This window comes from Pseudomonas furukawaii (genome assembly GCF_002355475.1).
Classification (GTDB): domain Bacteria; phylum Pseudomonadota; class Gammaproteobacteria; order Pseudomonadales; family Pseudomonadaceae; genus Metapseudomonas; species Metapseudomonas furukawaii.
This window is the reverse complement of sequence record NZ_AP014862.1, coordinates 1,839,591-1,858,914: the sequence shown is the minus strand read 5'-3', so window position 1 is coordinate 1,858,914 and position 19,324 is coordinate 1,839,591. Positions and strand designations below refer to the sequence as shown.

15 protein-coding genes are annotated in these 19,324 nt (G+C 68.2%); 5 read left to right on the top strand and 10 right to left on the bottom strand.

All coding sequences use genetic code 11. From position 1 onward, the window contains the following. Positions 1-278: 278 nt before the first annotated feature. The gene (locus tag KF707C_RS08720; protein WP_003452547.1) at positions 279-6,245 is read right to left on the bottom strand and encodes a peroxidase family protein; all 5,967 of its coding nucleotides are present in this window, start codon (positions 6,243-6,245) and stop codon (positions 279-281) included. 67 nt (positions 6,246-6,312) lie between these two features. Between KF707C_RS08720 and KF707C_RS08715 the strand changes: the two genes are divergently transcribed. Further along, complete coding sequence (locus KF707C_RS08715; protein ID WP_036993076.1) at positions 6,313-7,818, top strand: sensor histidine kinase; 1,506 nt, start codon at positions 6,313-6,315, stop codon at positions 7,816-7,818. A gap of 7 nt (positions 7,819-7,825) precedes the next feature. On the opposite strand, the gene KF707C_RS08710 is transcribed toward KF707C_RS08715, so the two are convergent. Continuing rightward, entirely contained in the window at positions 7,826-8,473 is a 648-nt protein-coding gene (locus KF707C_RS08710) for a response regulator (RefSeq protein ID WP_003452549.1), read from the bottom strand. Positions 8,474-8,769: 296 nt separating this feature from the next. On the opposite strand from KF707C_RS08710, the gene KF707C_RS08705 reads away from it, so the two are divergent. Continuing rightward, positions 8,770-9,429, top strand: a complete 660-nt coding sequence (locus KF707C_RS08705) for a gamma-glutamylcyclotransferase (protein ID WP_003452552.1) — start codon at positions 8,770-8,772, stop codon at positions 9,427-9,429. A gap of 125 nt (positions 9,430-9,554) precedes the next feature. On the opposite strand, the gene KF707C_RS08700 is transcribed toward KF707C_RS08705, so the two are convergent. Then, complete coding sequence (locus KF707C_RS08700) at positions 9,555-10,487, bottom strand: LysR family transcriptional regulator (protein ID WP_003452553.1); 933 nt, start codon at positions 10,485-10,487, stop codon at positions 9,555-9,557. Positions 10,488-10,607: 120 nt separating this feature from the next. Between KF707C_RS08700 and KF707C_RS08695 the strand changes: the two genes are divergently transcribed. Next, positions 10,608-11,207, top strand: a complete 600-nt coding sequence (locus KF707C_RS08695) for a short chain dehydrogenase (protein WP_003452555.1) — start codon at positions 10,608-10,610, stop codon at positions 11,205-11,207. Between the two features lie 3 nt (positions 11,208-11,210). On the opposite strand, the gene KF707C_RS08690 is transcribed toward KF707C_RS08695, so the two are convergent. Then, entirely contained in the window at positions 11,211-11,606 is a 396-nt protein-coding gene (locus KF707C_RS08690; RefSeq protein ID WP_003452557.1) for a DUF488 domain-containing protein, read from the bottom strand. Between the two features lie 69 nt (positions 11,607-11,675). Here KF707C_RS08690 and KF707C_RS08685 point away from each other — a divergent pair, with 69 nt between their 5' ends. After that, positions 11,676-12,347, top strand: a complete 672-nt coding sequence (locus KF707C_RS08685) for a COG3650 family protein (RefSeq protein WP_003452559.1) — start codon at positions 11,676-11,678, stop codon at positions 12,345-12,347. A gap of 117 nt (positions 12,348-12,464) precedes the next feature. Continuing rightward, positions 12,465-13,463: a type I glyceraldehyde-3-phosphate dehydrogenase gene (gap, locus tag KF707C_RS08680; RefSeq protein ID WP_003452561.1), complete on the top strand. Its 999-nt coding sequence runs from the start codon at positions 12,465-12,467 to the stop codon at positions 13,461-13,463. A 43-nt stretch (positions 13,464-13,506) separates the two neighbouring features. Here the strand turns inward: gap and KF707C_RS08675 are convergent, their stop codons facing one another. From KF707C_RS08675 to KF707C_RS08650, 6 genes are read right to left on the bottom strand one after another with little or no spacing between them, the layout of a single operon-like run. Beyond that, the gene (locus tag KF707C_RS08675) at positions 13,507-13,854 is read right to left on the bottom strand and encodes a Na+/H+ antiporter subunit G (protein ID WP_003452564.1); all 348 of its coding nucleotides are present in this window, start codon (positions 13,852-13,854) and stop codon (positions 13,507-13,509) included. Next, a complete protein-coding gene (locus tag KF707C_RS08670) occupies positions 13,851-14,120 on the bottom strand; it encodes a K+/H+ antiporter subunit F (protein ID WP_003452565.1) in 270 nt (89 codons plus the stop codon). The genes KF707C_RS08675 and KF707C_RS08670 overlap by 4 nt, the downstream gene beginning before the upstream one ends. Further along, entirely contained in the window at positions 14,105-14,605 is a 501-nt protein-coding gene (locus tag KF707C_RS08665; protein ID WP_036993078.1) for a Na+/H+ antiporter subunit E, read from the bottom strand. Before KF707C_RS08665 ends, KF707C_RS08670 begins: the two co-directional genes overlap by 16 nt. After that, positions 14,602-16,101: a monovalent cation/H+ antiporter subunit D gene (locus KF707C_RS08660; RefSeq protein ID WP_003452568.1), complete on the bottom strand. Its 1,500-nt coding sequence runs from the start codon at positions 16,099-16,101 to the stop codon at positions 14,602-14,604. The genes KF707C_RS08665 and KF707C_RS08660 overlap by 4 nt, the downstream gene beginning before the upstream one ends. After that, entirely contained in the window at positions 16,098-16,433 is a 336-nt protein-coding gene (locus KF707C_RS08655; protein ID WP_003452569.1) for a Na+/H+ antiporter subunit C, read from the bottom strand. Before KF707C_RS08655 ends, KF707C_RS08660 begins: the two co-directional genes overlap by 4 nt. Then, the gene (locus KF707C_RS08650; RefSeq protein WP_003452570.1) at positions 16,433-19,228 is read right to left on the bottom strand and encodes a monovalent cation/H+ antiporter subunit A; all 2,796 of its coding nucleotides are present in this window, start codon (positions 19,226-19,228) and stop codon (positions 16,433-16,435) included. Before KF707C_RS08650 ends, KF707C_RS08655 begins: the two co-directional genes overlap by 1 nt. Between the last annotated feature and the right edge of the window lie 96 nt (positions 19,229-19,324).

Here is a 19,324-nt window from a genome sequence, read left to right as displayed (position 1 = left end):
GTGGAAGTACCGGGAAGACACCAGAACCGGCTGGGCATGCGCCCACTCACACGGTCCGCCATAGACTGCCGACGCCGGGCGTCGCTATGGCGCAGGTCTCTTCAAGATCGTCGGGCTTCCACACCCGGCTGCCATCCAGGGGAAAGCAGCGCGGGAGAAGCTACCCAGCGGTTTTGTAGGCGGGCAATGTCCTTGGGGTGTAGGTAATGGCTTTGTCGCAGGCGGGAAAGGGCTGAGCCGGCGCCCCATCCTCCGAGGGGGCGCCGGGTGGTGACGGTTCAGACCACGCCGATGAAATCGCTCGCTGCCAGAGCGATATGCCCGACGAGGTCGATCTGGAAGTCGGCGGCATTGTTGGTGTTCACATTGCCCTCCACATAGGTGTGCTCGACACCGCCGACGTTGACGTAATGGAACTTCAGCTGGGCCTGTCCGTTGAATTCGTTGCCGGCGCCGTTCCAGAGGCCGAGGAAGCTGAAGTCCTGGTGGCCAGCACTGCCAGCGCCGGAGGTCCGGGCATCGATCTGGCTGAGGTCGATCCGATCGGCCCCCTGCTGGAAGTCGTTGATCACATCCCGGCTGCCGCTGCTGGTGCCGGAATCGTTGAGGGCGGCGAAGACGAAGCGATCCGCGTCCGCACCGCCGGTGAGCAGGTCACGCCCCGTGCCACCCGCCAGGCTGTCGGCCCCGCCGCCGCCGAGCAGGCTGTCGTCACCGCCGCCGCCGGCCAGGCTGTTGGCCAGGGCATCGCCGGTCAGCACATCGGCTCCCGAGCCCCCCAGCACGCCTTCGATACCGCTGAGCAGGTCGCTGCCGGTCTGGCTGCTGCTGGCGCTGCCGGTGGCGAGGTTGACCTGGGCGGCGGCGCTGGTGCCGGACAGGTCATAGGTGTCGAAACCATCGTCACCGCTGTAGCTGTCATTGCCGTCCAGCATGCCGGCGACGAAGCGGTCGTCGCCCAGTCCGCCGCTGGCGGTGTCGCTGCCCTGCCCGCCCACCAGCCAGTCGTTGCCGGCCGCACCGGCCAGGCTGTCGTTGCCACCCAGCCCTTCCAGCCGGTTGTCCACGCCATCACCGGCGATCTGGTTGGCACCGCTGCTGCCCAGCACATTCTCGATGGCCACCAGCACATCGTTGCCGGTCTGGACGCTGCTGGCGGTGCCGGCGGCCAGGTCGACGCTGGCGTTGGCGCTGGTGCCGGACAGGTCGTAGGTATCCATGCCCGCGCCGCCGTCGTAGTGGTCGTTGCCGTCGCCCACCGAGGCCACCAGGGTGTCGTTGCCCGCGCCGCCGTCCACGCGGTCGTCGCCGGCGAGGCCGGTCAGGCGGTTGTTGCCGGCGTTGCCGCTGATCTGGTTGTCCAGGCCATTGCCGACGCCGTTGAGGTTGCCGCTGCCGGTCAGCACCAGGTTCTCCACGTTCGCCGCCAGGGTATAGCTGACCGACGCCAGCACGGTATCCAGCCCGCCGCCGGCCGCCTCGCTGACGCCGTCGCCGCTGGCGCCCACCACGTAGGTGTCGTTGCCGGCGCCGCCGCTCATGCTGTCGTTGCCACTGCCGCCATCCAGCAGGTCGCCTCCCTCACCGCCGGTGAGCACATCGTTGCCGGCATTGCCGAGCATCACGTCCTGGAACGCGGTGCCCACCAGCGCCGCGCGATTGAAGAAGCCGCCCTGGCCGTTGTCGTTGAACAGGGTGCCCTCGATAAAGCGCCCAACCGCTTCGGTGGGATCGGAGTAAACCGTTTCCACCACGCCGTGGTTGTCCGTGAAGGTGACCGCCACCCGGAGTAGCTGGCCGACCTGCGCCGCGCTGGGCGCATAGCTGGCCGAGGTGGCATTGCTGATCGCGCTCCACACCGCGCCGGAGAGAACCTGCCACTGGAAGCTGAACGCCCCGGCACCGGAGGGAATGCCATCGCCATCCTGGATGGCAACGGTGCTGGCGGTCAGCCGGTACTGGGCGGGCAGCGGTCGGCTGGGCGAAGTCGGTGCCGTGGCCCAGCCACTGAGCAGCGGCTTGCCGGTCGGCAGTTGATTGTTCAGGTCAAGGCTGATGGTGCGGTCGGCGAACCGCAGTTTCTCCACGCCGATGAGCAGGTCGGTGCCGTCCAGGTTGGCCGCCCCCAGCCGCTGGTCGGTGACCCGGAAGCCACGGACCTCGGCACTGCCGGGGTTGGTGTCACTGATCAGGGTGATGCCGTAGTCGCTGAAGTTGCCGCTGAACACCGCCACGTCGGCGGCGCCATCGGCGGTGCCGCCGGCATGGTTGTCGCCGAGCACGAAGCCGGGCCGGGCGGCCTGAAGGTCGACGAAATGGCGCGCATAGCCCTGTGCGGCGAGCAGGTGGTTGAGGTCGGCCAGGCCGATGGAATCCCCGACGAGCACATCGTTGCCGGCGTTACCCTGGACCACGTCGTCGCCACTGCCGCCCACCAGCCAGTTGTCCAGGGCGCTGCCGATCAGGCCGGCGCCGGGCGCGCCGGGGTTGCCGGCATCGGGCCGGGCGTCGGCGAAGCGCGAGCCGATGAGGCCTTCGATATTCGCCAGCAGGGCGTTGAAGGGCTGGTAGAGCACGCCGGTGCCGGGGGCGGCGACGACGTTCTGCACATTGAGGTCGGCCGCGGCGTCCAGCTGGATGTTGACGTCGCTGAAGGCCGCGATATCGAAGCCCACGTCGCCCAGCGCCTCGTCGCCATCGCCCTGTCCCGGCGCCCCGCCGATGCCGGGCAGGAGGATGTCGTCGCCCTCCCCGCCGAACAGTTGGTCGCCGGTGGAGCCGCCGGAGACGATGTCGTCGCCGCCCTCGGCGAAGAGGATGTCCGGGCCGTCGCCGCCGTAGATCTCGTCGGAGCCGTCGCCGCCATGCACCAGGTCGGTGTCGCCGCCGGCGTCGATGTAGTCGTTGCCGGCGCCGCCGTAGAGTTCGTCGATCCCGGCCTCGCCGTAGAGGTGGTCGTTGCCGTTGCCGCCGATGACGATATCGATGGCCCCGGCGCTAGTGCCGGCGTAGACGATGTCGTCGCCCTCGCCGCCATCGAGGAAGTCGTCGATGTCGCCACCGTAGATCACGTCGTTGCCATTGCCGCCGTAGAGGTGGTCGGCACCGGCCTTGCCGTCCAGCACGTCGTCGCCGTCCTCGCCATAGCCGGTGTCGTCGCCGTCGCCCAGGTCCAGCCAGTCGTTGAAGTCGCTGCCGGCCAGCACCTCGTGGGCGTTGTAGCCCAGCGCCGCGGTGCCGTCGGGGTTCTCTCCCTGGTCGGGCCGGTAGTCGCGGATGTAGGTGGCGCTGACGTGGGTCTCGGGGTTGCTCAGGTTGACCAGCAGTCCGTTGCCGCCAATGCCGCCCGAGCCGCCGGTGGAGTAGACGCCCACCTGATTCTGCTCGATCAGCCGGCCGTACTTGTGCTCGCCCTTGTAGGCCGTGGCGGTGGCGCCGGAGTCCTGGTAGCTCAGCTCGATGTAGCTGTCCATGTAGGTGAACACGTCACCGGACAGGTGCCGGGCATCGGTGGTGCGCTCGATGATGTCCTTGAACTGCTCGGTGACCACCTGTTCGTTGAGGTTGGTCATGGCCGGCAGGCCCAGGTCCAGGCGGTAGAGGTAGTAGAAGCGGTCACCGTCCATCAGCCGCTCCATCTGGTCCTCGAAGATGGCGTTGAAGGTGGTGCCCAGCTGGCCGGTGTAGACATGCTTCTCCGCCAGCCCGCCGATCCACAGGTCGATGCGGTTGAAGCCATCGGCCCCCGCGATGGCCTGGCCATCGGCACCTGTGGCGTTGGAGAGGAAGCGGGCGGCGTCCTCGGCGGTGACCACGCCGCCGGCCCAGGCGGTGTCGTTGCCGGTCCGGTCGGCCTCGATCAGCGCGGTGGCGTGCCCCAGGTCGCCGTCGAAGGAGTAGGCGGCGATGAAGTTCACCAGGGACTCGGGGTGGATCATGTTGTTGGCGAAGTCGCTCCAGCTGGTGTAGGGCGTCAGCGCATCGACGATCAGGTTGGTGTGGTGCTGGCTGCCGGCGGGTGTCTGCCGCTCGGCGATCAGGGCGTCATGGATCTGCTGCCGCGCGGCGTTGAGGGTCGGCAGGCCCAGGTCCCGCCCCCGCGCCAGGTTGATGGTGGCCAGGTCCAGCGGCTGGCCCAGCAGCCCCTGCTGCAGGGCCGGGGTGACGAACTCGTCGATCTCGTTGCTCACCTGCCGGGTCATGCCCAGGGCGACGGCGGTAGGTCCGATATCGGCGAACCCCTGGGGATCGAGGAAGGCCCGCTCCAGCGCGTAGTGGGTGATGGCGCCCGTGAGGTCGTAGGCACCGCTGGCATCGCGCTCCAGGGCGTCGATGGTCTCGCGCAGCTGGGAGTGGCCGAAGCGGAAGGCGGCCTGGCCGTATTCCAGGGATATGCTGGCGTTGATGCCGGAGTCGTAGGTGACGAACTCCGGCAGGTCGGGGGTGATCAGTCGTGCGTACTGGTCGATGGCGACGTGCTGGTACTCCATCTCCACGGCCAGCTTGGCGGCCTGGAACAGCTTGTCCTGGTCCCAGGACAGGGTGACGCCGTCGGCCAGGGTGTAATCACCGGCGGCGTTGGTGTAGACGCCGCCAGCGCCATCGGCGACCCCCACCTGCCAGTTGTGGCGCACCGCCACGTCGGCCTGGAGGATTTCCTGCTGCAGGTTGATCAGCTGGACGTTGTGGTCTTCGTGGAACACGTGGTGGATGGCGGTCAGTCCGAAGTTCTCGTTCACCCGGCCGTCACCGGCGATGTAATGGTCGCCCACCGACTCCAGCAACAGCTCGTTGGCCACTGCGTAATCGGCGCTCCCCGGCGTGGCGCGGATGGAGAAGTCCGCCGGGTTGACCAGGTCGAACAGGGTCTTCACCGATCCGTCCTGGTAATGCAGGGCGAGGCCATAGGGATTGCCCGGGACGAAGGTCACGGAGGCGATGCGCGCGTCCAGGCTGGCCAGCAGGGCCTGGTCGATGTGCGCATCGTCGAAGTGCGGGTTCATGTCCAGCAGCAGGGCCTGACGGCTGTAGACCGCCTGGACGCCAGCGCTGCCGGGGTCGGCATCGAGCACATGGCCCTCGCCGTCGCGGACGCGGAAGTTGGCCAGGTCGTCCCAGCTCAGGTCGTCACGCCCGGTGGCGGCCAGGTGCGCCCGCAACTCGGCCAGGGTCGGCAGGGTCTGGTGGGTCAGCACGCCGTTCAGGGTCCAGGCGGCCTCGTCGCTCAGGGTGGTGCCGTCGAACAGCCGCGCGCCGGCGCGGAAATGCCCGGGGTTGTTGGGGTCGGCCACCCACTCGCGCAGCAGCTGGGTCACCGACGCGTCGGAGCCGTAGGTCTGGTTCTGGTCGATGTAGGGCGAGTCCAGGTTGCGGTAGTTCGGCGTGCCGGCGGCATCCACGCTGCCGACGCTGGCGCGGTGGATGGTGATGGCATGCACGGGCTGGCCATCCGGGCCGATGGAGCCGTAGAGGGGATCGTCCGGGGCCAGGGGGATGGTGATGGTGGCGGTCTGGCTGGGCTTGTCGATGAAGTCCAGGCCATGGTCGAAGAACTGGCCGAAGAGGGTGAACCAGCCGGTGGTGGAGGGGTCGCCCGCGACGGTGTTGAGGTTGCGGATGAAGAACTGCCCGCTGTCGGGCGAGGTCGGGTCCGCCTCGCCCAGCTGGCCGAGCAGGCCGGCATCGCTGACCACCGCCACGCCGTTGGCATCGTGGACGATATGGCCCTGGGCATCGCGGGCGAAGACCACGCCGCCGCTGGCGATGGTCTGGCTGATCATGCGCGGGGTGTAGTCCACCACCGATGCGTTCGGGTCGGCATAGGGCGTGGCGCTGCCCAGGTCGGCCCCCGGGTGGCTGGCGAGGTAGTCCTGCCAGGCGGCGTTGCCGGCGTTCTGCTGCACGTAGTGGCTGTAGTCGGGCAGCGTCAGGCGGATGAAGTCCTGGCCGAAGGAGCCCCAGGCATGGCCGTCATGGGTGAGGTTGTTGAAGAAGCCGGAGACGTTGCGCAGGCCGATGGGATCGCGCGCGCCGTTGTACCAGACGCTCTCGCCGGCGGGGATGGCCAGTGGATCGAAGCTGCCATCGGTGCCCAGCACATGCACCGCGCCGTCCGAGCCGGTGTAGCCGAACAGCGCCTCGCCGGTGGCGGTGTAGCCCACCACCCGCAGGGTCGGGAAGCTGACCTGCTGCAGCAGGAAGCTAATATCCTTCTGGTTGAGCGTGAAGCTTTTCAGGCTGTACATGACGGTCTCCCCTGGCCCGGTCCGGGCGTTCCCTAGGCGTTGGAGACAGCATCGAGGAGTCCGCCAGATGCCCACAGATGCGAAGGTCGAATCCAATTCATCGACCATGGACCAGGCCCCCGACCCGACCTTGGTCGAATCCGCCACCCGACCAAGGTCGGGTCGCGCCGGTGCCTGGCTGGACCGCCTCAAGCGCTCCACCCAGTTCGTCATCGCCGCCAGCCTGATCCTCGGCCTGACCATGACCCTGGTGGGCAACCTGGTGAGCCATCACATCGAGCGCGCCGCCGTGCAGTCGGCCGCCCAGGCCGGCGCCCTGTACATGGAGAGCTTTCTCGAACCCTTCGTCCAGGAACTGGCGCGGACCCAGGACATCCCGCCCGAGAGCGCGGCCGCCATCGACCGTCTGATCGTCAACAGCAACCTCAATCGCCACGTCGCCTCGGTGAAGATCTGGCGCCCAGACGGCACCATCATCTACAGCACCGACAAGACGGCCACCCACCAGAAGTTTCCCACCGACGAGATCGACGAAGCGCTGAAGGGCCGCATCGTCACCGATCTCGATAATCTGGTTCAGGAAGAGAACGTCTTCGAACGCGGGCTCAACGTGCCGCTCTACGAGATCTACGCGCCCCTGCGGGAAAGCGGCAGCGGTCGCGTGGTGGCGGTGGGCGAGTTCTACGAACGAGCCGATCGCCTGGAGCAGGAAATCCGCACCGTGCGGCTGCAGGTATGGGCCGTGATGGGCACCGCGACCCTGGCCATGCTCGGCCTGCTGTTCTTCGTGGTGCGCCAGGGCGAGCGGATCATCGAGAGGCAGGCGGTGGACCTGCGCCAGCGCATGGAAGAACAGGTGCGCCTGCACGCCCACAACGCCCAGTTGCAACGGCATATCGCCAGTGCCAACCAGGGCTTCTCGCGCATCAGCGAGCTCACCCTGAGGCGCCTGGGCGCAGACCTCCACGACGGCCCGGCCCAGTTGCTGACGCTGATCCTGGTGCGCCTGGACGAGCTGGCTCACCTGCGCGAGCGGCTGGAAGCCCTGGGCGAGCCGGTGGAGGGCGACGCGCTGGAAGCCATCCGCAGCGCCGCCCAGGACGCCCTGCGCGAGGTGCGCGATATCTCACGGGGCCTGGCAGTGCCCGAGATCAGCCAGATGGGGCTGGACGCAGTGCTGCGCCTGGTGGTGCAGCGCCATGAACAGCGCAGCGACACCCAGGTCGACCTGGACCTGGAGCCCCTGCCCGCCCAGGCCACCATGTCGCTGAAGATCGGCCTCTACCGCTTCGTTCAGGAAGCGCTGAACAACGCCGTGCTGCACGCCGGCGGGGCCGGCCTGAAGCTCAGCGCCCGCGTGCGGGATCGCCAGTTGCAGGTCCGCGTGGAGGATTCGGGGCCGGGCTTCGTGCCCGCCGCGCAGGCCGCCGAAGGCGACGGCCGTCGTCGCCTCGGGCTGGCGGGCATGCGCTATCGGGTGGAGGCCCTGGGCGGGCGCTTCGAGATCGATTCGGCGCCGGGCGCAGGCACCCGCGTCAGCGCCTGCTTCCGGCTGGACGGCGGCCCCGAGTGAGGGACCTTCAGGATGCGCCGCCCTCCCACTGGCGGCGCACGGCGGTGACGGCCTCCACGCGATTGCGAGCGTGCAGCTTCTGCATCACGTTGGTCATGTAGTACTTCACGGTCTTCTCACTCAGGCAGAGCTTGTCCGCCACCTCGCGATTGGTCAGGCCGTTGGCCACCTCGCGGATGATCTGCTCCTCCCGGTGGGTGAGTTCGATGCGATGCTGCTCCTGCTTCTGGTGCCGGCGCATGCGCCCCAGCAGGCGGCTGGCGAACGCCGGCGTGATGAAGCTCTCGCCGCTGGCCACGGTGCGGATCGCCTGCACCAGCTCCGGTCCGCTGACCCCCTTGAGCACATAGCCCCGGGCACCGGCCTCCAACGCCGAATAGGCGTCGTCCTCGCTTTCCGAGACCGTCAGCATGAGCACCCGCACGCCTTCCGCCTCGCGGTCGATCCGGCGCACCGCGGCGAAGCAGTCGCCCGGCATGTTCACATCCATCAGCAGCACATCCGGGCGCTGCGCCAGGGCGATGGCCAGCGCGTCGTCCGCGCACCCGCCCTGCTCCACCACCTGAAAATCCGCGATGCGCTTGAGCGTGGCGGCCACGCCCTGCCTGAGCAGCGGATGGTCGTCGACGATGCCGATCCTGATCCTGGCGTCCAAGGCGAAGACTCCCCCGAAACAGAGAATGCGGGCCCGGAGCGGCCGCAGCGCGCCGTTCCGGCCAGGCCGTCGGGCAGCTCCGGGCGGGGCGGCGGGCCTGGTATCGGCTAAGTATCGACCGGGGACAGGGGATGCGCCCGCTGTGGACCACACCGCGCCGCCGAATGCGCGCTTTTTCCCGACCGGATGGCGAAAGGCGACGCATTCCCGCGTCCAGTCGACAAACGCCTGTTCGCAGCCGGGCGGACAACTGGTAAAACTGGCGGCGTAGTTGCCGAGGAGCCTGAATTACCGCGATGCACGGCCCCGATCCCGCCTTTTCGACCCCGTCCTATCCGCCGCTGCTGGAGCAGCCGGTGCAACTCACCCACGCGGAACTGCGCGCCTCCCTGGAAAACACCATGGGGCGGCACCAGGGTGGCGCGGTCTGGCTGTTCGCCTACGGCTCGCTGATCTGGCGGCCCGAGTGCCCGGCGGTGGAAACCCGTCGCGCCCGCGTCCACGGCTATCACCGGGGGCTCTATCTCTGGTCGCAGATCCACCGCGGCACCCCCGAAACGCCCGGCCTGGTGCTGGGGCTGGACCGGGGCGGCTCCTGCGCGGGCTTTGCCTACCGCTTGCCGGAGGAACAGCTGGAGGCCCACCTGCTCGCCCTCTGGGAGCGGGAGATGCCCGACGCGGCCTATCAGCCCAAGTGGCTCAGCTGCCAGCTGGACGATGGCCCACGGGTCCAGGCGCTGGGTTTCGTGTTGCGCCGCAATATCTCCTGCTACGCCGGCGCCCTGCCGGACCACGTGCTGCGCCAGGTGTTCGACAACGCCAGCGGGCGCTACGGCAGCACCCGTGACTACGTCGAAAAGACCGCCCGCACCCTCCGCGCCCACGCCATGCCCGACCGCAAGCTGGAAGAGGCCCTGGTGCGCTGCTGCAAGCAGGGCGCATTGAATTTCGGCTGACTTCGCTTCGTAGGAGCCGGCTTGCCGGCGAAGGGCGCGGACCCGTTCGCGGGTAAGCCCGCTCCTACAGCGGGGGGCCGCTTTCGTGGCGAAGGGCGCGGAGGTGTTCGCGGGCGCGCCCGCTCCTACGGGGCGCCACCTGCCTGGTCCGCCATCTCGTCCAGCCGCTGGCGGCTGCGCTCGAACCAGGCCAGCAGGTAGTCCACCAGCACCTGGATGCGCCGGGGCAGGCCGCCCTGCCAGGGATGGACGAGGAACACCGGGGCCTGCCGCGTCCGGTATTCGCGCAGCAGCCACACCAGCCGGCCGTCGGCCAGCTCGTCCTGGACCATGTAGGACGGCAGGCGCGCGATGCCGACGTCGGACAACGCCGCCTTCTTCAGCAGGCTGTAGTGATTGCTGGCCAGGCTGCCGGCCACCTTCACCCGCTCCAGCCGATGCTGCCGGTGGTAAAGCCACTCCTCGAATCCGCTGTAATGGGTATTGAGCAGGCACTGGTGAGCGGCCAGGTCGGCGGGATGCGCGGGCGTCCCCTGTCTGGCGAGGTAGCGCGGGGAGGCGCAGGTGATTTCCTCCAGGGAAAACAGCGGTCGTGCCACCAGGCGTTCATCCGGGTCCATGCCGGAGCGGATCGCCAGGTCGAAGCCTTCGGCCGCCAGGTCGCGGTAGCCGTTGAACAGGTCCAGCTCGATGCGGATTCGCGGGTAACGCCGGGTGAAGTCCAGCAACAGCGAGTCGAAGAAGGTTTCGCCGAAGGAAATCGGGACTGTCAGTCGCACCCTCCCGGCCAGTTCGTCCTGCAGGCGCAGCACGGTCTGTCGCGCGCGCTCCGCCTGGGCGGTCAGGGCCTGGGCCTCGGGTAGCAGCGCGGCGCCGGCGGGCGTCAGGTCCAGGCGGCGGGTGGTGCGGTGCAACAGCGACGCGCCCAACCCCAGTTCAAGGGCGCGAATTCGCTTGGACAGCTGGCCCTTGCTGCACCCCAGTCGCTCCGCCGCCGCCGTGAAGCTGCCGGCCTCCATCAGGACGGCGAAGGCCGCCAGGTCGTCCAGTTCGCTCATGTTCAGGTTCGCCAGATTGTTTCCATATGAAAACCAACGTTTTCCGATTGCACGGCTTATCGGAAACAAAGGTCACTCTACACTGGCTTCCTCATTCCAACCTCACCCAGGAGTCGAATCATGAAGATCATCCTCGTCGGCGCCAGCGGCACCATCGGACAGGCCATCGAACAGGAGCTCAAGGCGCGCCACGACATTATCCGGGTCGGCCGCAACAGCGGCGACCTGCAGGCGGACATCACCGATCCCGCGTCCATCCGCCACCTGTTCGAGCAGGCAGGAGCCTTCGACGCCCTGATCAGCGCCGCCGGCAAGGTGCACTTCGGCGCCCTGGCGGAAATGGGCGAGGCGGAGTTCGAGGTGGGCCTGCGGGACAAGCTGATGGGCCAGGTGAACCTGGTGCTGATCGGCCGCGAGTTCGCTAATGACGGCGCCTCCTTCACCCTCACTTCCGGGGTGCTGAGCGACGACCCGATCCGCTACGGCGCGTCGGCGAGCCTGGTGAACGGCGCCCTGGACGCCTTCGTGCGCAGCGCGGCCCTCGAATTGCCCCGTGGCATGCGCATCAACAGCGTCAGTCCGACGGTGGTCGAGGAAGCGCTGCCGGCCTACGGCCCTTACTTCAGGGGCTTCAAGGCCGTGCCGGCTGCCCAGGCCGCGCTGGCCTACGCCAAGAGCGCCGAGGGCGCGCAGACGGGCCAGACCTACCGGGTGTGGTGACGCTCAGAACTCGCCGGCGTAGCACACCGGCGAGCTGGGTGGCCCGCACCGCTCCAGCTCCTCCTCGAGGAACTCGGCGAGCACCACCGCGTTGTTATGGACCTCGTCCCTGGCGGCGAAAAGCAGGGTCAGGTCCCCATTGCGCGCCCGTTCCAGCAACCCCAGCCAGTGCGCCGGATGGGCCGCCAGTTCAGCGCGATAGAGCAGGCGGAACTCGTCGAACAGCTCCACTTCATGGCAGAACTGCTTGCGTAGCTCAGGCGAGGGCGCCGCGTCCTTCGCCCAGTCGGCCAGGGCCAGCGACTCCTTGCGACAGCCTCTCGGCCACAGCCGATCCACCAGTACCCGCTGGCCATCCGCCGCCGTCGCCGCTTCATAGACGCGCTTGCATCGGATCATCCGCTCCGCCTCCCTTGAGCTGGGCGCCCCGCACCGGTAACGTGGCCGCTTCCCGACGGAGACCCCTTCATGCGCCTGACTCGCCCCCTGCTGTTCTGCCTTCTGCCGCTGTTCGGCGCCTGCCAGATGTTCGCCGAAAAGGCTCCCGCCCCCGTCGCCAACCAGGTTCGCCTGCAGGGTCTGCTGAGCGTAGACGCCGGGCAGGTGATGTTCAGCCCCTGCGGAGAAAAACGCCGCTTCGCCCTGGTGGACGGCGGCGCCACCGGCCTGCTGCCGGAAGCGGCCAACCTCTCCGCCGAGGGCCCCGGCGCGCTGTTCGCCGATCTCCGCGCCGTGATGGGCGCCACCCAGGTGCAGGGCGCGGACGGCCAGCTGGATGTCCGCACCCTGTATCGCCTGCAGCGCGAGGGCCATGGCTGCGACGACCTCAACTTCAAGCGGCTACTGCTGCGGGCCAGCGGCCATGAACCGGAGTGGAGCCTCAGTGTCAGCGGCAAGGGCCTGATCCTGGATCGCCCCGGCCAGCCGTCGCTGGCGCTGCCCTACATGGAAGAACAACTGCCCGACGGCCGATTCAACCTCTCCAGCGAAGCCAATGGACAACGCCTGGAACTCTGGGTCGCGCCCCAGCGCTGCGTGGACGGCATGAGCGGCGCGGTCCAGCACCTGACCGCCGAGCTGCGCCTGGATGGCCAGCCGCAACGGGGCTGTGCCTACTTCGGCGGCTCCCGCACCGATTGATCCCACCCGCTCCGGGGCCGTTCCACAGGAACCCCCGGAGCTTTCCGTTACAACGCGCGGCACCCGCCTTCCACTTCGCCACTAAGCTCAGGACAGAGCAACCGGAAGGAGAATGCCATGCTGCGTATCGCTCTGAATGGATATGGGCGCATCGGTCGCGCCCTGGTTCGTGCGCTGTTCGAGCGAGGTCTCGACCAGCGCCTGCGCATCGAAGCCATCAATGACCTCGGCGACTTCGAGTCGCTGGCCCACCTCACCCGCTTCGACTCCACCTTCGGCCGCTTCAACGGCCACGTGGCCCTCCACGACGACCACCTCCAGCTGAACAACCAGACCATCCGCCTGCTGCGCGAGCGCGACCCGGTGAACCTGCCCTGGGATCAACTGGGGGTGGACCTGGTGCTGGAGTGCTCCGGCAAGATGAAGAAACGTGCCCAGGTGGAGCAGCACCTCACCGCCGGCGCCCCCCGGGTGCTGCTGTCCCACCCCCTGGACAGCGCCGACCTGACCGTGGTCTACGGCGTCAACCACGAGCAGTTGGGCAGCCAGCAGATCGTCTCCAACGCGTCCTGCACCACCAACTGCCTGGCGCCGCTGGCCATGCTGCTGCACCGCCAGGTGGGCATCCGCAGCGGCCTGGTGACCACGGTGCACGCCTACACCAATGACCAGAGCCTGTTGGACAAGAGCCACGGCGACCTCTATCGGGCAAGGGCGGCTGCGGTGTCGATGATTCCCACCAGCACGGGCGCGGCCAAGGCCATCGGCCTGGTGCTGCCGGAGCTGGCCGGGCGCCTGGACGGCCTGGCGGTGCGCGTGCCCACGCCCAACGTATCGCTGCTGGACCTGTCCTTCATCGCCGAACGCCGGACCAGCCGCGATGCGCTCAACGCCGCGCTGGAAGCTGGCTCCCGTGACCTGCCCCGGGGCGTGATGGAGTGCAACGCCCTGCCCCTGGTCTCCAGCGACTTCAATGGTCATCCCGTGTCCTGCGTGGTGGACCTCAACCACACCCGAGTACAGGGCGACCTGGTGAAGGTGCTGGCCTGGTACGACAACGAATGGGCCTTCGCCAACCGCATGCTGGACGTGGTGCTCGCCTGGACAGCGCCCTGACCCCTTCGCCAGTTGGCGCCGCGCGGCAGGCCCGGCGCGGCGCTCACTGGTCCCAGGGCTTGCCCCGGGTACGCCGCTCCAGCGGCAATTGCTGGATCACCGCCGCCTTGGCCAGCATGTAGGCGCTGACCGGTGCGCTGATGAAGAGAAAGAGGCTGATCAGCAGTTCACGCAGGCTCAAGCCATCCGCGCCAGCGGAGAAGAAGACCATGGACGCCATCACCACGCCGCCGATGCCCAGGGTGGTGGCCTTGGTGGGCCCATGCAGGCGCATGAAGAAGTCCGGCAACCGGAACAGGCCGATGGCGCCGATGAGCATGAACAGGCTGCCGAGCACCAGGAACAGCGACACGACGATTTGCGCCCACAGGGCCAGGGGTTCGCCCGTCATTCGATGATGTCTCCACGCAGCATGTACTTGGCCACCGCGACGGTGCTGACGAAACCCAGCACGGCGATCAGCAGCGCCACCTCGAAGAACAGGTCGCTGCCCTTCCAGATGCCGTAGAGCACCAGCAGGGCGATGGCGTTGATGTAGAGGGTATCCAGGGCCAGCACCCGGTCCGGCAGGCAAGGCCCCTTGATCAGCCGGGCCAGGGTCAGCACCAGGGCCAGGCCGAGCATGGCCAGGCAGAGAGGGATCACGTAGGCGAGCATGGGAAGATCTCCTTCAGGGGCGCCTCGTAGCGTGACTTGATCCCGGCCACCATGGCGGCGGCATCCGCTACATCCAGGCCGTGGACCAGCAAGGTGCGGCGGTCGGCGCTGAGGTCGGCGGCCAGGGAGCCCGGGGTCAGGGACACCACGCTCACCAGCACGCTGATGGCCAGTTCGTTGTCCAGGTCGATGGGCACCTCGACGAAGGCCGGGCGCAGGGCCTGCATCCGGCCGAGCGTGAGTCGCGCGACCTGGAAGTTGGCGACGACTATGTCGCCCATCACCATCACCAGAAAGCGCGCAAGCTTCAGCGGGTGCCAGCGAAACGGCCGCTCGATGAGCAGGGGCCTGAAGCAGAAAGGGATCGCCCAGCCGAGGAAGGCCCCCAGCAGCCATTGGCCGAAGGCCACGGAGTTCACCAGCAGCAGCCAGCAGACCAGCAGCAGCAGGCTTTCGGCGGGATGGGGAAAGAGTCGACGCATCATGCTCCGGCCTCCCCGAGGATCGGGCGATAGAGGTTCGGGTCGTGCAACTGGGCGGCGCTGGCCTGGGCGTAGTCCAGCAGGGGCTGGCCGAACACCACCAGCAACAGGCTGCCGGACAGCAGCGCCAGGGTGGCGAAGAGGCGGCCGCCATCCAGCTCCGCACTGCCCAGGACCTGGTTCCCGGTTCTCCAGAACAGCGTGCTACCGGCGCGGCTCAGGCCGACCAGGGCGATGAAACCGGCGATCAGCAGGACCGTCCAGAACGGCAGCGCGCCGCCGCCGGGTGGTACCGCCTGAAGCAAGGCCAGCTTGGCGAAGAAACCCGACAGCGGCGGCAGGCCGGCCACGGCGATGGCGCCGAAGAAGAAGGCCGCCCCCAGCAGACGCGGGTTCTGCAGGGCCGGGCCCTGGACCAGGTGCCCGGCCTTGTCGCCCCGCTGGCGGGCCACCAGGTCGGCCAGCAGGAACAGCGCGCCGGCCACCCAGGTGCTGTGCAGCAGGTAGAAGAGCGCGGCGCCCTGTGCCTCGGGCGTGCCCAGGGCCAGGGCCGCCAGCAAGGTCCCGGCGGATACCACCACCAGGTAGGCCAGCATCCCCTGCAGCGTCGTAGCGGCCAGCGCCCCCAGCGCGCCCAACAGCACGGTCGCCAGGGCCAGCGGCCAGAGCCAGGGCTGGGCCAGGTTGGCCAGCTCGCCGGCTTCGGGACCGAACACCAGGCCGTAGACCCGCAGGATGGAGTAGATGCCCACCTTGGTCATGATGGCGAACAGCGCGGCCACCGGCGCACTGGCGGCGGCATAGGCGCGCGGCAGCCAGAAATACAGCGGCAGTAACGCCGCCTTGAGGCCGAACACCAGCAGCAGCACCACCCCGGCGGCGGCCAGCACCGGCGCCTGGGAGGGCGAGGCCTCAGCCACCTGGCGTGCCATGTCCACCATGTTCAGGGTGCCGGTGATGCCATAGAGGGTGCCGACGCCGATCAGGAACAGCGCCGAGCCCGCCAGGTTGAGGATCACGTAGTGCAGGGCCGCCCTCACCCGCTCCGGCCCGTTGCCATGCATCAGCAATGCGTAGGACGCGATCAGCAGAATCTCGAAGAAGACGAAAAGGTTGAACAGGTCGCCGGTGAGGAAGGCCCCGTTGATCCCCAGAAGCTGGAACTGGAACAGGGCATGGAAGCGCAGCCCGAGCCGGTCGTCGCCACGAACGGCGTAGAGCACCGCGGCGCTGGCCAGCACGGCGGTGGCCAGCAGCATCAGCGCGGCGAGACGGTCCAGCATCAGCACGATGCCGAAGGGCGGCTGCCAGCCTCCCAGGGCGTAGACGCGCAGTTGGCCGTCGTCGGCCTGCTGCATCAGCAACAGCGCCAGCGGCAGCAGGGCCAGCGTGGACAGCACCGAAATGCTGCGCTTGAGCCTCTCCATGGAGGGCAGCATCAGCAGCAACGAACCGGCGAACAGCGGGATCAGGATGGGCAGGATCGTCAGGTGCGTCATGGCGCGGGCTCCTGATCACGGCGCCCGTCCACATGGTCGCTGCCCAGTTCCGATACGCCCCGCAGGGCGAGCACCACCACGAAGGCGGTCATGGCGAAGCCGATGACGATGGCGGTGAGCACCAGGGCCTGGGGCAGGGGATCGGCATGCTGCACCTCGCGGCCGATCACGGCGACCTCGCCGGCGAGGCGTCCCATGGCGAAGAGGAACAGGTTGACGGCGTAGGACAGCAGGGTCAGCCCCAGCACCACGGGGAAGGTCCTCCCCCGCAGCAGCAGGTAGACGCCGCTGGCGGTCAGCAGGCCCAGGGTGACGGCGAACAGCGCTTCCATCAGTGAATCTCCTTGCTCACGGCCGGGGACAGGCTCACCCGCCCCAGGTTGACCAGCATCAGCAGGGTGGAGCCGACCACCGTCAGGTAGACGCCCAGGTCGAACAGCATGGCAGTGGCCAGTTCGAACTCGCCCACCAGGGGCAGCTCGAAGTGACCGAAAGCCGAGGTGAGGAAGTTGCGGCCGAAGGCCCAGCTGCCCAGCCCGGTGAGCCCGGCGATCATCACGCCGGCGCCGGCCATGCGCTGGTAACTCGGGTTCATCCGCCGCTCCACCCAGGCGATGCCGCTGGCGATGTATTGCAGCACCAGCGCCACGGCGGTGATCAGGCCGGCGATGAAGCCGCCGCCGGGCAGGTTGTGCCCGCGCAGGAAGACGAACACCGAGATCAGCAGCGCCAGCGGCAGCAGCAGGCGCGACAGGGTCTCGAGAATCAGCGGGTGCTTGGCGTGGGCCCAGCGCCGCCCCTGGGGATCACAGGTCGGATGGGTCAGGTGCAGGCCCGAAAGCATCGCGTAGATGCCCACGGCGGCGATGGCCAGGACGGTGATCTCGCCCAGGGTATCGAAGCCACGGAAGTCCACCAGGATGACGTTCACCACGTTGGTACCACCGCCACCGGAGACCGCGTTGGCCAGGAAGAAATCGGCGATGCCATCGTAGGGGCGGGTCAGCACGGCGTAGGCCAGCAGCGCCACCATCACGCCAAAGCCACAGGCCAGGATGAAGTCCCGCAGGCCGCGCAGGCTGGAACTCTCCCCCGGGGTGCGGGACGGCAGGTAGTAGAGGGCGAGGATCAGCAGCACCAGGGTGACCACTTCCACCACCAACTGGGTCAGGGCGAGGTCCGGGGCGGAGAACCGGGCGAAGGCCAGGGCCACCAGCAAGCCCGCCACACCCAGCACCATCAGCGCGATCAGCCGCCGGCGATGGAAGATGGCGGTCAGCACGCCGGACAGGCCCAGCACCACCAGGCCGAGACCGGTGATGCCATCCAGCGGGGTCAGCGGACGCTCGCCGGCGATCTGCGGCAGCGGCGCCAGGTAGAAGGCGATCGCCACCAGCGCACTGCCCAGCAGCCAGGACAGGGAGCGCTGCAGCGAGCCGTTTTCCAGCAGGCCGGTGATCCCGCGCGCGGCTCGGGTGACACGCTGCACCTGCTGCTCGAACACCTCCTTCGCATCGGTGTCCGGCAGACCGGCGTACCAGCGGAACAGCGGCTTGCGCAGCACATAGACCAGCACACCCCCGACCAGCGCCACCACGCTCATCGCCAGCGGCAGGTTGAAGCCGTGCCAGATGGAAAGGCTGTATTCCGGCAGGACGCCGCCGAGGCTGGCGGACGCTGCAGCGGCCAGCAGCGGTGCCACGGTCAGTCCCGGCAGCATGCCCACCAGGAGGCAGAGGGCGACCAGGATCTCCACGGGCACCTTCATGTAGCGCGGCGGCTCGTGAGGCGGGAACTTGGCCAGGGTCGCCGGCTCGCCGTTGAAGAACACGTCGTGGACGAAACGCAGGGAATAGGCGACCGAGAACACGCCGGCCAGGGTCGCCGCCGCCGGCACCACCCAGCTGAAGCTGCCCAGCAGGTCCTGCTGCAGGGTCTCGCCGAAGAACATTTCCTTGCTGAGGAAACCGTTGAGCAGGGGCACGCCGGCCATGGCCAGGGAGGCCACCATGGCCAGCACCGCCGTGTGCGGCATGTACTTCCAGAGCCCGTTGATCAGGCGCATGTCGCGGCTGCCGGTCTCGTGATCGATGATGCCCGCCGCCATGAACAGCGAGGCCTTGAAGGTGGCGTGGTTGATGATGTGAAACACCGCCGCCACGTTGGACAGGGGCGAGTCGAGGCCGAACAGCAGGGTGATCAGGCCCAGGTGGCTGATGGTGGAGTAGGCCAGGAGCCCCTTGAGGTCATGCTGGAACAACGCCATGCCGGCGCCGATCAACAGCGTCGCCAGGCCGCTCAGGCTCACCAGGTAGAACCAAAGGTCCGACCCGGACAACGCCGGATACAGGCGCGCCAGCAGGAATACGCCGGCTTTCACCATGGTCGCCGAGTGCAGGTAGGCGGACACTGGAGTAGGCGCCGCCATCGCATGGGGGAGCCAGAAGTGGAATGGGAACTGCGCCGACTTGGTGAAGGCGCCCAGCAGCACCAGCGCAAGCGCCAGGGGATACAGGGCGTGAGCGCGAATCTGCTCGCCGGCCGCCAGCACCTGGGACAGCTCGAAGCTGCCGACGATATGGCCGATCAGCAACACCCCCGCCAGCAGCGCCAGGCCGCCGCCACCGGTGACCGCCAGGGCCATGCGCGAGCCTTTGCGCGCGTCGGAACGGTGGCCCCAGAAGCCGATCAACAGGAAGGACGACAGGCTGGTGAGCTCCCAGAACACCAGCATCAGCAGCAGGTTCTCCGACAACACCACCCCGAGCATCGCCCCCATGAACAGCAGCAGGAAGGCGAAGAAGCGCCCCGAGGCCTCTTCCTTCGACAGGTAGTAGCGGGCGTAGAGGATGACCAGCAGGCCGATGCCGAGGATCAGCAGGGCGAAGAGGTAACCCAGGCCATCCAGCCTCAGGCTGAAACTCAGGCCGAAGCCCGGCAGCCAGGGCACCACCAGCTTCAGGGTCTCGCCACCGAACACGGCGCTGGTCTGGGTCAGCAGCAGGATCAGGCCGGCCAGGGGCGCCAGCGCGGCGACACTCGCGCAGAATGTGCGGCCAAGGCGCTCGGCCAAAGGCGGAAGAAGCGCCCCGAGAAAGGGCAGCGCAACGATGAGCGCCAGAATCATCCATTACTCCCTAGGTCAGCGCCCTCTCCTTCGGGAGCGGACATGGCAAGAAAAAAACGACGCGATTATCCATTACTATCGATCTAGGTCGATAGA

What these genes read in the sequence shown, in the direction of transcription:
- KF707C_RS08720 (WP_003452547.1), bottom strand. Translation starts at nt 6,245, where the DNA reads ATGTACAGCCTGAAAAGCTTCACGCTCAACCAGAAGGATATTAGCTTC.
- KF707C_RS08715 (WP_036993076.1), top strand. Translation starts at nt 6,313, where the DNA reads ATGCCCACAGATGCGAAGGTCGAATCCAATTCATCGACCATGGACCAG.
- KF707C_RS08705 (WP_003452552.1), top strand. Translation starts at nt 8,770, where the DNA reads ATGCACGGCCCCGATCCCGCCTTTTCGACCCCGTCCTATCCGCCGCTG.
- KF707C_RS08700 (WP_003452553.1), bottom strand. Translation starts at nt 10,487, where the DNA reads ATGAGCGAACTGGACGACCTGGCGGCCTTCGCCGTCCTGATGGAGGCC.
- KF707C_RS08695 (WP_003452555.1), top strand. Translation starts at nt 10,608, where the DNA reads ATGAAGATCATCCTCGTCGGCGCCAGCGGCACCATCGGACAGGCCATC.
- KF707C_RS08690 (WP_003452557.1), bottom strand. Translation starts at nt 11,606, where the DNA reads ATGATCCGATGCAAGCGCGTCTATGAAGCGGCGACGGCGGCGGATGGC.
- KF707C_RS08685 (WP_003452559.1), top strand. Translation starts at nt 11,676, where the DNA reads ATGCGCCTGACTCGCCCCCTGCTGTTCTGCCTTCTGCCGCTGTTCGGC.
- gap (WP_003452561.1), top strand. Translation starts at nt 12,465, where the DNA reads ATGCTGCGTATCGCTCTGAATGGATATGGGCGCATCGGTCGCGCCCTG.
- KF707C_RS08675 (WP_003452564.1), bottom strand. Translation starts at nt 13,854, where the DNA reads ATGACGGGCGAACCCCTGGCCCTGTGGGCGCAAATCGTCGTGTCGCTG.
- KF707C_RS08670 (WP_003452565.1), bottom strand. Translation starts at nt 14,120, where the DNA reads ATGCTCGCCTACGTGATCCCTCTCTGCCTGGCCATGCTCGGCCTGGCC.
- KF707C_RS08665 (WP_036993078.1), bottom strand. Translation starts at nt 14,605, where the DNA reads ATGATGCGTCGACTCTTTCCCCATCCCGCCGAAAGCCTGCTGCTGCTG.
- KF707C_RS08660 (WP_003452568.1), bottom strand. Translation starts at nt 16,101, where the DNA reads ATGACGCACCTGACGATCCTGCCCATCCTGATCCCGCTGTTCGCCGGT.
- KF707C_RS08655 (WP_003452569.1), bottom strand. Translation starts at nt 16,433, where the DNA reads ATGGAAGCGCTGTTCGCCGTCACCCTGGGCCTGCTGACCGCCAGCGGC.
- KF707C_RS08650 (WP_003452570.1), bottom strand. Translation starts at nt 19,228, where the DNA reads ATGATTCTGGCGCTCATCGTTGCGCTGCCCTTTCTCGGGGCGCTTCTT.